General features: G+C 61.9%; 10 protein-coding genes. All 10 read left to right on the top strand.

Annotation, left to right across the window (positions count from 1 at the left end; translation table 11 throughout):
• Positions 1-207: 207 nt before the first annotated feature.
• The 10 genes from ACV8MC_RS05855 (at position 208) to ACV8MC_RS05810 (ending at position 13645) form a co-directional block, all read left to right on the top strand.
• The gene (locus ACV8MC_RS05855; protein ID WP_457264737.1) at positions 208-1560 is read left to right on the top strand and encodes a TolC family outer membrane protein; all 1353 of its coding nucleotides are present in this window, start codon (positions 208-210) and stop codon (positions 1558-1560) included.
• 33 nt (positions 1561-1593) lie between these two features.
• On the top strand, positions 1594-3750 hold the full coding sequence (locus ACV8MC_RS05850) for a type I secretion system permease/ATPase (protein WP_051600365.1): 2157 nt from the start codon (positions 1594-1596) through the stop codon (positions 3748-3750).
• Complete coding sequence (locus ACV8MC_RS05845) at positions 3740-5107, top strand: HlyD family type I secretion periplasmic adaptor subunit (protein ID WP_024011116.1); 1368 nt, start codon at positions 3740-3742, stop codon at positions 5105-5107. Before ACV8MC_RS05850 ends, ACV8MC_RS05845 begins: the two co-directional genes overlap by 11 nt.
• A gap of 333 nt (positions 5108-5440) precedes the next feature.
• Entirely contained in the window at positions 5441-6337 is an 897-nt protein-coding gene (locus ACV8MC_RS05840; RefSeq protein WP_457264734.1) for a TauD/TfdA dioxygenase family protein, read from the top strand.
• Between the two features lie 17 nt (positions 6338-6354).
• The gene (locus tag ACV8MC_RS05835) at positions 6355-7215 is read left to right on the top strand and encodes an ABC transporter ATP-binding protein (protein ID WP_457264733.1); all 861 of its coding nucleotides are present in this window, start codon (positions 6355-6357) and stop codon (positions 7213-7215) included.
• A gap of 20 nt (positions 7216-7235) precedes the next feature.
• A complete protein-coding gene (locus ACV8MC_RS05830; RefSeq protein WP_041477414.1) occupies positions 7236-8102 on the top strand; it encodes an ABC transporter permease in 867 nt (288 codons plus the stop codon).
• Positions 8103-8276: 174 nt separating this feature from the next.
• Complete coding sequence (locus ACV8MC_RS05825) at positions 8277-9194, top strand: LysR family transcriptional regulator (RefSeq protein WP_016772273.1); 918 nt, start codon at positions 8277-8279, stop codon at positions 9192-9194.
• Between the two features lie 225 nt (positions 9195-9419).
• Positions 9420-10958 carry an MFS transporter gene (locus ACV8MC_RS05820; RefSeq protein WP_457264731.1) on the top strand — a complete coding sequence of 513 codons (1539 nt, stop codon included), beginning with the start codon at positions 9420-9422 and terminating at the stop codon, positions 10956-10958.
• 27 nt (positions 10959-10985) lie between these two features.
• On the top strand, positions 10986-12053 hold the full coding sequence (locus tag ACV8MC_RS05815) for an HlyD family secretion protein (protein ID WP_150637840.1): 1068 nt from the start codon (positions 10986-10988) through the stop codon (positions 12051-12053).
• Positions 12050-13645 carry an efflux transporter outer membrane subunit gene (locus tag ACV8MC_RS05810; protein ID WP_457264730.1) on the top strand — a complete coding sequence of 532 codons (1596 nt, stop codon included), beginning with the start codon at positions 12050-12052 and terminating at the stop codon, positions 13643-13645. Before ACV8MC_RS05815 ends, ACV8MC_RS05810 begins: the two co-directional genes overlap by 4 nt.
• Positions 13646-13701: the final 56 nt, after the last annotated feature.

Raw genomic sequence — 13701 nt, 5'->3', positions numbered from 1 at the left:
TGCCAAACTATTGACCTTCTGGGAGCCATCCTAAACAATCGCCCCACTAATGTCACATTGATATTTCCGCGGCGACCTGTCCTTCAGCCTGTCATCCAGTTCCTGTTTTGAACTTTCCGACATACGGTCTTTCGGGTTGCCATCATCCGACGCAGCACCACGTTTCTGCTGTGATTCAAGACAAGAAGTTCCGGGAAAATTCCAACCATGCGTTCGCTTTTGCTCCTTGCCGCTCCCTTCGCTCTCGCCGCCTCTTTTGTACAAGCACAATCCTTACCAGAAGCCATGCAACAGGCGCTGGATGTCCATCCGGAGATTCAGGCGGGGGTCAACAGTCGATTGGCGGCGGATTATCAGTTAAAGGCTGCGAAAGGGGGATACCTGCCCAAGGTCGATCTGCTGGGCGGTTATGGCCGTGAAGGCACTGACAGTGTGACCACGCGAGCGAACGGTGGAAGCAATCACTGGGAGACGTTGAACCGCAGCGAGTCAAGTTTACGTCTCTCGCAAATGGTTTTTGACGGTTTTGCGACATCCAACGAAGTCGCGCGTCAACAAGCCAACGTCAGCTCCCGTGCTTACTCGCTGCTGGGCACTTCCGAGCGCACTGCGCTGACCGTCGCCCAGGTGTATCTGGACGTGCTGACCCGTCGCGAATTCGTGCGTCTGGCCGAGGAGAACCTCAAGAGCCACCAGCGCATCTACGACCAGATCCAGTTGCGCACCCAGCGCGGCGTCGGCAGCGGTGCCGACCTCGATCAGGCCGAAGCGCGTATGGCCCAGGCCCGCAACAACCTGATCACCGAACAGACCAACCTCGCCGACGCGGAAACCAACTTCCTCAGCGCCGTCGGCCAGATGCCCGACCAGCTCGAGCGCCCGGCGCCGTTCATGGCGATGATGCCGGCCAACCTCAATGAAGCCCGCGCGCAAATGCTGGAAAACAGCCCGGTCCTGCGTTCCGCCGAGTCGGACATCGCCGCTGCCGAGAAGCAGTTCGCCACCGCCAAATCGACCTTCTACCCGCGTTTCGATGCCGAACTGGGCCGCTCCGCCGACAACGATCTCGATGGTCAGAACGGCCACAACAACGAATGGCAGGCCATGCTGCGCATGCGTTTTAACTTGTATTCCGGCGGCAGCAACAAGGCCGATCTGGAATCCAAGTCGTACCTGGCCAACCAGGCGCTGGACATCCGCAACAACGCCCTGCGTCAGTTGAATGAAGAGCTCGGCCTCGCCTGGAACGCGCTGAACAATGCCAACGCCCAAGTGCCGATCGCTCAGCAGTACGTCGATCGCAGCACCTCGGTGCGTACCGCCTACCAGCGTCAATTCAGCCTCGGCGAACGCACCCTGCTGGATTTGCTCGACAGCGAAAACGAACTGTTTACCGCCTCGCGGCGTCTGGCGGAAATCAAGAACATTCAGTTATTTACTCAGTATCGAATCAAGGCGACCATGGGCCAATTGCTCAAAAGCCAGGGAGTGGTCGCGCCGTTGGCATCCGTTGTGCAGAACGACGTGAAGCCCAAGGTCCAGCTGCCTGGGATGAACTGAGTTATCCCTTTCAACTGTTAAAGAGTGTCGAGCGTGGAATCAGAAGTCAGTCGAGTTCAACTCAGCCATGATCCACGCGCGTTGCATGACGATCCGTTGCTGGATGGTCTGCTCGCCCTGTGCATGCTGCACCAGAAGCCTGCCAGCGCGGCGATGCTGACCACCGGCCTGCCGCTGCCCAAACAACGTTTGAGTGTCGAGTTGCTGCCGCGCGCAGCGGCTCGCGCCGGGCTGCAGGGGCGGGTGTTGCAGCGCAAACTCGAAGAAATTCCGGCGATCGCCATGCCCGCGCTGTTGCTGCTCAAGGATGGCCGCAGCGCCGTTCTGCTCGGCTGGCAGGGCGACAATGAAGCACGAGTGCTGCTCAGCGAAAGCGATGGCGGCGAGTCTGTGGTCAGCCGCGAACTGCTGAGCGACGATTACACCGGCAAAGTGTTCTTCGCCCAGCCGCAGCACAAGTTCGACGTCAACCACGGCACGCTGATCCCGCGCGCACGCTCGTGGTTTCGCGACACCCTCAAGCGTTCGCGCTGGCTGTATGCCGATGCGATCGCCGCCAGTTTTCTGATCAACATCATCGCCATGGCCGCGCCGCTGTTCGTGATGAACGTCTACGACCGCGTAGTGCCGAACCAGGCCGAAGCAACCCTGTGGGTGCTGGCGCTGGGCATCACCGGCGCTTACATCTTCGACTTGATCCTCAAGAGCCTGCGCAGCCTGTGCCTGGATCTGGCCGGGAAGAAAACCGACCTGATCATCTCCGCCACGCTGTTCGAGCGCATTGTCGGCATGGCGATGAAATACCGCCCGGCGCGGGTCGGCAGCTTTGCCCAGAACATCCATGAGTTTCAGAGCCTGCGCGACTTTCTCGCGTCGCTGACCCTGACCAGCCTGATCGACCTGCCGTTCACCATCCTGATTTTCATCGTCATCGCCATTCTCGGCGGGCATCTGGTGTGGATTCCGGTGCTGGCTTTCCCGATTGCCCTGCTGATCGGCTACGCCTTGCAGAAGCCGTTGATCGCGACCATGGAACGGACCATGGCGCTGGGCGCCGAGCGCCAGTCGAGCCTGATCGAAACCCTCGCCGGTCTGGACGCGGTCAAGGTCAACAACGCCGAAAGCGAGCGCCAGTATCAGTGGGAGCAGACCATCGGCACCCTCAGCCGCCTAGAGCTGCGAGTGAAAATGCTCTCCGGTCTGGCGATGAACATCACCTTGCTGATCCAGCAACTGGCCGGGGTGATCATGATCGTCTTCGGCGTATACCAGATCATCGCCGGCAACCTGAGCATGGGCGGGCTGATTGCCTGCTACATGCTCAGTGGTCGTGCGCTGAGCCCGCTGGCGTCGCTGTCCGGCCTGCTCACGCGCTATCAACAGGCGCGGGTGACCATGACTTCGGTCGACCAGATGATGGAGCTGCCCCAGGAGCGCAATTTCGAAGAGCGTCCGCTAAGCCGCAAGGTTTTGCAGGGTGCGATCGAATGCCGTCAGCTCAGCTTCACCTACCCGGACCAGCAGAACCCTGCGCTGAAGAACATCAACCTGGTCATCCGTCCCGGCGAGAAGATCGGCATCATCGGCCGCAGCGGCTCGGGCAAGAGTTCGCTGGCGAAACTGCTGGTGGGCCTGTACCAACCGGACGACGGTGCCTTGCTGGTCGACGGCGTGGATATTCGCCAGATCGACGTCAGCGAACTGCGCTACAACATCGGCTACGTGCCGCAGGACATTCAGCTGCTGTCCGGCACCCTGCGTGACAACCTGGTGTCCGGCGCGCGTTACGTCGAAGACGAGCTGGTGCTGCAAGCCGCCGAACTGGCCGGCGTCCACGAATTCGCCCGTCTGCACCCGCAAGGCTACGAGCTGCAAGTCGGCGAGCGTGGGCAAAACCTCTCCGGCGGCCAGCGGCAGAACGTCGCCCTGGCCCGGGCGCTGTTGCTCAATCCACCGATCTTGCTGATGGACGAGCCAACCAGTGCGATGGACAACACCGGCGAAGAACGCCTCAAGCAACGCCTCGCAGCAGTGATTGAAAACAAGACCGTGGTGCTGGTCACGCACCGGGCATCGCTGTTGTCGCTGGTCGATCGCCTGCTGGTGATCGATCGCGGGCAGATTCTCGCCGACGGCCCGAAAGCCGCCGTGATGGAAGCGTTGAAGAAGGGGCAGATCAGTGTTGCTTAAGTCCGGTGTCAAGGAGTCGATCCGTCGCTACTTCAAGGGCTCTGCCTCGCTGCAGGGCCAGCCGCTGCCGGAGGTCAACAAGGCGCTGATCGAAGACGCCCCGCGCGTTGTGCGCCTGACCATCTGGGCGATCATCGGCTTTTTCGTGTTCCTCATGCTCTGGGCCAACTTCGCCGTGATCGACGAAGTGACCAAGGGCGACGGCAAGGCGATTCCGTCGTCGAAGATCCAGAAAATCCAAAACCTGGAGGGCGGTATCGTCTCCGAGCTGTTCGTCAAGGAAGGCCAGATCGTCGAGGCTGGCGCGCCGCTGATTCGTCTCGACGACACACGTTTTGCCTCCAACGTCGGCGAAACCGAGGCCGATCGCCTGTCGATGCTGCTGCGGGTCGAGCGTCTGAGCGCGGAAGTCGATGATCGTCCGCTGAATTTCCCCGAGGACGTACTCAAAGCCGTGCCGGGCCAGGCGAAAAGCGAAGAGTCGCTGTACATCAGCCGCCGTCAGCAATTACACGATGAAATCGGCGGCTTGCAGGAGCAGTTGATCCAGCGTCAGCAGGAGCTGCGTGAGTTCAGCTCCAAGCAGGCGCAGTACCGTCAGCAGCTCGGCTTGCAGCGTCAGGAAATCAACATGTCCGAGCCGCTGGTGGCGCAGGGCGCGGTCTCGCCGGTGGAAGTGTTGCGTCTCAAGCGTGCCGAAGTGGAAACCCGTGGCCAGCTCGACGCGACCACGCTGGCCATCCCACGCGCCGAATCGGCGATCAAGGAAGTGCAGCGCAAGATCGACGAAACCCGCGGCAAATTCCGCAGCGAAGCGCTGACCCAACTCAACGAAGCGCGCACCGATCTGAACAAGGCCCAGGCCACCGGCAAGGCGCTGGAAGACCGCGTCAGCCGCACGCTGGTTACCTCACCCGTGCGGGGCATCGTCAACAAGTTGCTGGTCAACACTATCGGCGGTGTGATCCAGCCGGGCAGCGACATGGTCGAAATCGTGCCGCTGGACGACACCCTGCTGGTCGAAGCCAAGATCCGCCCGCAGGACATCGCGTTCCTGCATCCGGGTCAGGAAGCGATCGTCAAATTCACCGCCTATGACTACACGATTTACGGCGGCCTGAAGGCACAGCTGGAGCAGATCGGTGCGGATACCATCACCGACGAAGACAAGAAAACCACTTATTACGTGATCAAGGTGCGTACCGAGCGCAGCCACTTGGGCACGGATGAAAAGCCTTTGCTGATCATTCCCGGGATGGTCGCTTCGGTGGATATCATCACTGGCAAGAAGTCGGTGTTGAGCTATTTGCTCAAGCCGATCATTCGCGCGCGGGCTGAAGCGTTGCACGAGCGCTAGATCTTCGGCGCTGGTGACGGCCTATTCGCGAGCAGGCTCGCTCCCACAGGAGATTGCATTCCAACTGTGGGAGCGAGCCTGCTCGCGAAGGCGTCCTCCGAAGCGCTACATATCCGTCGGTAAGTGACACAAATGGTCACCCACCCCCTCACCATTCGCCATATCGTTATTCTCTAACGGTATTTAATTTCCAATTCTTATAGCTATAAAGTCACCCACCTGCGTACCTGCCGACCAATCGGCGCGCCGCACGACCTGAACCGACACGCAATCCAGCGTGAGTGTCTGATCGACGAGCGCGGCCATGAGCGCGCCGTGCGTGGGAGATGATTGATGTCCGCCGCTACTGCCACCGAAAGCGCCGCAACTGTCGCGCCGCAAATCTTCGAAATTCGCCCCTTCAGCGGTGCCGTCGGCGCCGAGATCGTTGGCCTCGACCTGCGCCGGCCGGTCAATGATCAGGACTTCGCGCGCATTCACCGCGCGCACCTGGATCACCACGTCGTGGTCTTTCGCGATCAGCAGATCACCCCGCAACAGCAAATCGATTTCAGCCGCCGTTTCGGCGTGTTGCAGATCCATGTGCTCAAGCAGTTCCTGCTGGCCAATCACCCGGAAATCCTCATCGTTTCCAACATTATCGAGAACGGCCAGAACATCGGTCTCGGTGACGCCGGCAAGTTCTGGCATTCCGATCTCTCCTATAAAGAGCTGCCGAGTCTCGGCTCGATGCTGCACGCCCAAGAGCTGCCCGCCGAGGGCGGCGACACGCTGTTCGCCGACATGCACAAAGCCTGGGACGACTTGCCCGCTGCCTTGCGCACTGCGGTCGAAGGACGTTCCGCTGCGCATTCCTATACCGCGCGCTACAGCGAAACCAAGTTCGAAGGTAACTGGCGCCCGACCCTGACCCCGGAACAACTGGCTCAGGTCGCCGAAGTGGTGCATCCGGTGGTGCGCACCCATCCGGAAAACGGCCGCAAAGCCTTGTTCGTCAGCGAAGGCTTCACCACGCGCATCGTCGGTCTGCCGGAAGACGAAAGTCGTCAGCTGCTCGGCGAACTCTTCGCTCACAGCGTGCTGCCGCAAAACATCTACCGCCATCAGTGGGAGCCGCATGATCTGGTGTTCTGGGACAACCGCTCGCTGATCCACCTCGCCGCCGGCTGCCCCGCGCATCTGCGCCGCAAGCTGTATCGCACGACCATTCAGGGCGACGCGCCTTTCTGATTTGCCGGAGATCGACCATGAACGCCCCTTTGCCAGGCCACGCGGCCAGCAACCCGATCGCCCACAGCGAAGCGTTGCTGGCCGTCGATCACGTCAGCCTCGAATACCGCACGCCGCAGCGCGTGGTGCGCGCTACCCATCAAGTCAGTTTCGCCGTCGACCCGGCTGATCGTTTCGTCCTGCTCGGCCCGTCCGGGTGCGGGAAATCGACCTTGCTCAAAGCGGTCGCCGGATTCATCCAGCCCTGCGAAGGCGAGATCCGCCTGCAAGGCCAGCGCGTCGATGCGCCGGGGCCGGACCGCATTGTGGTGTTTCAGGAATTCGACCAGTTGCCGCCGTGGAAAACCGTGAAGCAGAACGTGATGTTCCCGCTGCTGGCCTCGCGCACCTTGAACAAGAAAGACGCCGAAGAGCGTGCGCTGCACTACCTGGAAAAGGTCGGTCTGGCAGCGTTCGCCGACGCCTATCCACACACCTTGTCCGGCGGCATGAAGGCGCGGGTGGCGATCGCCCGGGCGTTGGCCATGCAACCAAAAATTCTTTTGATGGACGAACCCTTCGCTGCACTCGATGCGTTGACCCGCCGCAAGATGCAGGAGGAATTGCTGCTGCTCTGGGAAGAGGTTCGTTTCACCCTGCTGTTCGTTACTCATTCGATCGAAGAAGCCCTGGTGGTGGGCAATCGCATCCTCTTGTTGTCGCCACATCCGGGGCGGGTGCGCGCCGAAGTGCACAGCCATCAATACGATCTGCACAGCCTCGGCGGCGTGGCGTTTCAGGCGTCGGCGCGGCGCATTCATCGTCTGCTGTTCGATGAGGGCCAGGCGCCGGAGACCGAACGTGATCACGATTTCAACGACATTCGCATCGCCTATTGAGCGGCCAGGAGGACTACCCGATGAGCCATTCATCATCCGTGCGTGAAGAATTCGAAACCGTGCTCGAGCCGCTGACCGCAGTGCCGGTCGAGCGCGAGTTGCCGCTTGGCACGCGCCTGTGGCAACAGGGCTGGTTGCGCAAAAGCCTGATCCTGATTGTGCTGGCGATCATCTGGGAGGTGGTCGCGCGGATTCAGAACAATGACCTGATGCTGCCGAGTTTTCTGCAAACCGCGCAGGCCCTGTTCGACGGGCTGCTCAGTGGTGAGCTGCTGGCCAAGGTGTGGATCTCGCTGGTGGTGCTGATCAAAGGCTACCTGATCGGCATCGTCCTCGCGTTCGCCCTGACGACATTGGCGGTCTCGACCCAGTTGGGACGTGATCTGCTCAGCACCATGACCTCGATGTTCAACCCGTTGCCGGCGATTGCCCTGCTGCCGCTGGCGCTGCTCTGGTTCGGATTGGGGCAGAACAGTCTGATTTTCGTGCTGGTGCATTCAGTGTTGTGGGCGCTGGCGCTGAACACCTATGCCGGATTTCTCGGTGTGTCCGAGACGCTGCGCATGGCCGGGCGCAACTATGGCCTCAAGGGTTTGCGCCTTGTGTTGTTCATCCTGATCCCGGCGGCACTGCCGTCGATTCTCGCCGGTTTGAAGATTGGCTGGGCGTTTGCCTGGCGTACGTTGATCGCGGCCGAATTGGTGTTTGGCGCGACCAGCGGCAAGGGCGGGCTGGGCTGGTACATCTTCCAGAATCGCAATGAGCTGTACACCGACAAGGTGTTTGCCGGGTTGGCGGTGGTGATCCTGATTGGCCTGTTGGTGGAGAATCTGGTGTTTGCCACCCTTGAGCGGGTGACCGTCAAGCGCTGGGGTATGCAGCGCTGAGATCTTCGTTGGCTGGGCCGGCCTCTTCGCGAGCAGGCTCGCTCCCACATGAGAACGCATTCCAAGGTGGGAGCGAGCCTGCTCGCGAAGAGGCCAGCGCTGGCATCGTCACTCTTTAGGGATGTTTGCTAGCATTGCGCCCGGATCAATCCAGATCAGCCAAGAGTGCTCAGCATGCAACTCCCGGACATGAACCTTCTGGTCGCCCTCGATGCCTTGCTCGACGAGGGCAGTGTGGTCGGCGCGGCGCGGCGGATGAACCTCAGCCCGGCGGCCATGAGCCGCACGCTGACGCGGATTCGCGAAGCCATCGGCGATCCGATTCTGGTGCGCGCCGGGCGTGGCCTGGTGCCGACCCCCAAAGCCCTCGAACTGCGCGAACAGGTGCGCGACGTGGTCGAGCAGGCGGCGCTGCTGTTCCGCTCCGCCGACAGCGTCGAGCTGGGCACCTTGCGCCGGCGCTTCAGCATTCGCGCCAATGATTTCTTCGTCGGCGTTTACGGCGGCAAGCTGTTCGACACCCTCGACCAGCTCGCCCCGCATTGCGAATTGCGCTTCGTCCCGGAAGGCGATGGCGACGATGAAGCGCTGCGCGAAGGGCGCATCGATCTGAGCGTCAGCAACACCCGTCCGCTTACGCCGGAAGTGAAAGTGCAGAACCTGTTCTCCACGCATTTCGTCGGCCTGGTGCGCGAAAATCATCCGTTGCTCGATGGCGAAATCACCGCTGAGCGCTACGCCGGTTTTTCCCACATCAGCATGTCGCGCCGTGGCATCGCTCGCGGCCCGATCGACACGGCGTTGAATGCGTTGGGGCTGGAGCGCCGGGTGGCGGTGATTGCGCCGAGTTTCCACGCGGCGATGTTTGCCTTGCCCGACTCCGACCTGATCCTGCCGGTGCCCAAGGAAGCACTGCTCAGCGTGCGGCGGCTGGGCCTGAAACTGCGTTCATTCGACCTGCCGATTCCGCTGCCCATGCTGATGCTGACCCAGGCCTGGCACCCGCGCTTCGACAAGGACCCAGCCCACCGCTGGCTGCGCGAAACCCTCAAGACCTGCTGCGATGAAACATGGCTGGCGGCACAGCCGTAAATCATCAGGCACCATCGAATCCCTGTGGGAGCGAGCCTGCTCGCGAAGGCGTCGAGTCAGTCACCTCAATGGCGGCTGGTCCACCGCTTTCGCGAGCAGGCTCGCTCCCACATAGGCATTCACCGTTGTGTCTGATGCACTTATAACCTGCCAATAAGTCAATTTTTGTCAGCATCAAGCCCCACTAAAATGCTCCGGTATTTTCACCCCCGGAGCTTTTCATTCATGACATCCCTGACGGTCTCGGCGCCTCTCGCCGCGATCAGCCCGGCGACGGCGGCTGCGCCACCGGTGTTCGGGGCGCGGATCATCATTGGTCTGGTCGGCGTGCTGTTGGCCGTGCTGGTCTCGGGCCTTAACGAGATGGTCACCAAAGTCGCACTCGCCGATATTCGCGGCGCGCTGCACATCGGCTACGACGAAGGCACCTGGCTGGTCGCCAGCTACACCGCCACGTCGGTCGCAGCCATGGCCTTCGCGCCGTGGTGTGCGGTGACCTTCTCGCTGCGCCGCTTCACGCTGTGCGCCATCGGTCTGTTTACCGTGCTCGGCGTGCTGTGCCCGTTCGCGCCTAATTACGAAAGTCTGCTGCTGATGCGCATCCTCCAGGGCCTCGCCGGTGGTGCATTGCCGCCGATGCTGATGACCGTCGCGCTGCGCTTTCTCCCGGCGAACATCAAACTGTACGGACTGGCCGGCTACGCACTGACTGCGACTTTCGGCCCGGGACTCGGCACGCCGCTGGCCGGTCTGTGGACTGAATACGTCGGCTGGCAATGGACCTTCTGGCAGATCATCGTGCCGTGCCTGATCGCCATGGCCGCAGTGGCTTACGGATTGCCCCAGGATCCGCTGCGCTTGGAGCGCCTCAAGTCGTTCAACTGGAAAGGCCTGCTGCTGGGCTTTCCAGCGATCTGCATGCTGGTGATCGGTCTGTTGCAGGGCAATCGGCTGGACTGGTTCGAGTCGAATCTGATCTGTGGATTACTCGGTGCCGGTTCGCTGCTGCTGGTGGCTTTTATGATCAATGAATGGTCGCAGCCGATTCCGTTTTTCAAGCTGCAGATGCTCGGCATCCGCAACCTGTTGTTCGCCCTGATCACCCTCGCCGGGGTGTTGATCGTGCTGCTGGCGGTGGTGCTGATTCCGTCGAGTTATCTGGCCCAGGTGCAGGGTTATCGTCCGGCGCAAACCGCGCCGATCATGCTCATTGCCGCGCTGCCGCAGTTGATCGCGCTGCCATTGGTGGCGGCGCTATGCAACTTGCGCTGGGTCGATTGCCGCTGGGTGCTTGGCATTGGTCTGAGCATGCTCGCGCTGTCCTGCCTCGGCGGTTCACACCTGACTTCGGCGTGGATTCGCGATGATTTCTACGTTCTGCAATGGCTGCAGATTTTCGGCCAGCCGATGGCGGTGTTGCCGCTGCTGATGTTGTCGACCGGCAGTATCACGCCGATGGAAGGCCCGTTCGCGTCGGCGTGGTTCAACACCGTCAAGGGCCTTGCCGCCGTGGTCGCCACCGGCGTGATCGAAGCGCTGACCACCGCGCGCCTGCATTTCCATTCGACCATGTTGGTCGACAGCCTGGGCAATTCGCCGCTGGCCGATCACAGCGATTCGGGCCTCGCTCACCGCGTGCACGAGCAGGCGGTGGTGCTGACTTCGGCCGATCTCTACGTGTGCATGGCCGGCGTCGCCGTGGCGTTGATCCTGCTGATTTTCTGGCTGCCGACGCGGATTTATCCGCCGCGCGCGCCGACCTGATCGCTGTACTGAAACTGAAGGTTTTTTATGACTCAATCCAAGCAAAAACTCGCGGTGGCCGTGGCTGCCGCGCTGGCGGTGGGCGTGCTGGTGTACCTGGCGATGCCCGGGCTGTTCGGCCAACGCACCGAGCAAACCACCAATGACGCCTTCGTCTCCGCCGACTACACGCTGGTGGTGCCGCGCGTGGCCGGGTTCATCAAGCAGGTGCTGGTCGAAGACAACCAGCAGGTCAAGGCCGGGCAATTGTTGGCGCTGATCGATGACCGTGATTTGCGCGCAGCGGCGGAAGCGGCGGACGCGCAAACCCTGGTCGCGCGGGCGCAATTGCAGAACGCCAATGCGACCCTTGAGCGGCAGGCGTCGCTGATCGCTCAGGCGCAGGCCACCGTGGTCTCGGCCAAAGCGCAAATGGCTTTTGCGCAGCAGGAACTGAACCGCTACAACCATCTCGCCGGAGTCGGTGCCGGCACCGTGCAGAACGCGCAGCAGGCGCGCACGCGCATTGATCAGGCTTCGGCGCGTCTCGACACCGCGACCGCGAAACTGGCGGCCGAACGCAAACAAGTCGAAATCCTCACTGCCCAGCGCAACGCCGCTGAAGGCAATCTGAAACACGCGCAGGCGGCACTGGAAATCGCCAGTTTCAACCTCTCTTACACGCGCATTACCGCGCCGCAGGACGGCATGATCGGCGAGCGCGCGGTGCGTGTCGGTGCCTACGTCACCCCGGGCAGCAAACTGTTGGCGGTGGTGCCGTTGCAGCAGGCTTATGTGGTCGCCAATTTTCAGGAAACCCAGTTGACCGACGTGCAGCCGGGTCAGGATGTGCAAGTGCGGGTCGACAGCTTGGGCGGCGAAGCCCTGACCGGCCGCGTCGAGAGCATTGCGCCAGCGACCGGCGTGACCTTCGCTGCGGTGAAACCGGATAACGCCACCGGTAACTTCACCAAAGTGGTGCAGCGGATTCCGGTGAAGATCATGCTGGAACCGGGCCAGCCACTGGCCGAGCGCTTGCGGGTGGGGATGTCGGTCGAGGCGAGTATTGATACCGCCAGCTCGAAGGCGTCCGGGCGCGAGGTGACGCAGCGATGATCGGTGTTAAATCGGTTGGCCTCATCGCTGGCAAGCCAGCTCCCACAGGGGTCATTGGCAGGCTGAACCATTTTGCACAATCTGCACAATCCTTGTGGGAGCTGGCTTGCCAGCGATGGGGGCATAGGCAGCAGTTCACCCTGAGTGCCTTGCTTGCAGTCAGCCTCAGCGCTTGTACCGTCGGCCCGGACTTCCAGAAACCCGAAGCCCCTCAAACTGCCGACTGGGCCAAACCGGCGCGGTCTGCCCCAAGCAAGGCCGTCAGCGAACCCCTGAACGAACGCTGGTGGGAAACCTTCCACGACCCGCAACTTTCCGCGCTCACCCAGCGCGCGCTGAACAGCAACCTCGACCTGCAACTGGCCAGCAGCCGCCTGCAACAAAGCCGCGCCGCGCGCCAGGTGATCACCGCCGAGCGTTATCCGAACAGCGCCGCCAGCGGCAGCTACGCACGTAAACGCAACAGTGGCAAAGGCTTGAACGATCCATCGGGAAATAACGGCGATGAGGCTTTCAACCTGTGGGATGCCGGCTTCTCGGCGTCATGGGAACTGGACTTCTGGGGCCGCGTGCGCCGTGAAACCGAAGCCGCTGATGCCAATCTCGAAGTGGCAGAAAACGACCGTCGTGACGTACTGCTGACCGTGCTCGCCGACACCGCGCAAAACTACATTCAGCTGCGCGGCGTGCAGAACACCCGCGCCGTCACCGAGCAGAACCTCGACGTCGCTCGCCACAGCCTGAAACTCTCGCAGCTGCGGCTGGCCGATGGCGTGGCGACCGACCTGGACGTCGCCGAAGCCGCCGCGCAAGTCGCCGCCATCGAGGCACGGCTGCCGGCGCTCGAGCAGCGTCAGGCGCAACTGATCAACGCGATCAGTCTGTTGATGGGCGAGCCACCGCAAGCTCTCGCTCAAACGTTATCCACAGACGCGGCAGTACCGCAGTCACCACTGCAAGTCGCCATCGGCCTGCCGTCGCAATTGGCCGAACGCCGCCCCGATATCCGCCAGGCCGAAGCGCGTCTGCACGCCGCCACCGCCAACATCGGCGTGGCCAAGGGCGATTTCTATCCGCGCATCACCCTGTCCGGCAACCTCGGTTCCCAGGCCATGCAGCTGAGCGATTTCGGTTCATGGGGCTCGCGTGCCTTTGCCATCGGCCCGCAATTCAGCTTGCCGTTGTTCGACGGCGGACGCCTGCGCGGTATGTTGCAACTGCGTGAAGCCCAACAGCGGGAAGCGGCCATCGCCTACCAGCAAACCGTGCTGCGCGCCTGGCATGAAATCGATGATCAACTGACCGCCTACAACGCCAGCCAGCGCCGTCGCGACAGCCTCGCCGAAGCCGTGCGCCAGAACCAGATCGCCCTGCGCACCGCGCAACAGCAATACGTCGAAGGCGTGGTCGATTTCGTCAACGTCCTCACCGTGCAGAGCGCCTTGCTCGCCACGCAGGAGCAATGGGTGGAAAGCTCGACCGGCGTCTCCCTGGCGATGGTCGGTTTGTACAAGGCGTTGGGCGGCGGGTGGCAATCGGTCTATCCGGCAGCGCAACTGGCCGCAGGCTCACCTGACGTCGCCAGACCCTGAACCCGCAGCGCCAGCTATGATCAACTCCATTGCAGCAAACGGCGCAACGCCGGACC

The sequence above is a fragment of the Pseudomonas sp. PK-RTE-24 genome (assembly GCF_054052265.1).
The sequence above is the reverse complement of the archived record's forward strand: the minus strand, read 5'-3'. Positions and strand labels throughout refer to the sequence as shown.

What these genes read in the sequence shown, in the direction of transcription:
- ACV8MC_RS05840 (WP_457264734.1), top strand. Translation starts at nt 5,441, where the DNA reads ATGTCCGCCGCTACTGCCACCGAAAGCGCCGCAACTGTCGCGCCGCAA.
- ACV8MC_RS05810 (WP_457264730.1), top strand. Translation starts at nt 12,050, where the DNA reads ATGATCGGTGTTAAATCGGTTGGCCTCATCGCTGGCAAGCCAGCTCCC.
- ACV8MC_RS05830 (WP_041477414.1), top strand. Translation starts at nt 7,236, where the DNA reads ATGAGCCATTCATCATCCGTGCGTGAAGAATTCGAAACCGTGCTCGAG.
- ACV8MC_RS05825 (WP_016772273.1), top strand. Translation starts at nt 8,277, where the DNA reads ATGCAACTCCCGGACATGAACCTTCTGGTCGCCCTCGATGCCTTGCTC.
- ACV8MC_RS05855 (WP_457264737.1), top strand. Translation starts at nt 208, where the DNA reads ATGCGTTCGCTTTTGCTCCTTGCCGCTCCCTTCGCTCTCGCCGCCTCT.
- ACV8MC_RS05835 (WP_457264733.1), top strand. Translation starts at nt 6,355, where the DNA reads ATGAACGCCCCTTTGCCAGGCCACGCGGCCAGCAACCCGATCGCCCAC.
- ACV8MC_RS05815 (WP_150637840.1), top strand. Translation starts at nt 10,986, where the DNA reads ATGACTCAATCCAAGCAAAAACTCGCGGTGGCCGTGGCTGCCGCGCTG.
- ACV8MC_RS05820 (WP_457264731.1), top strand. Translation starts at nt 9,420, where the DNA reads ATGACATCCCTGACGGTCTCGGCGCCTCTCGCCGCGATCAGCCCGGCG.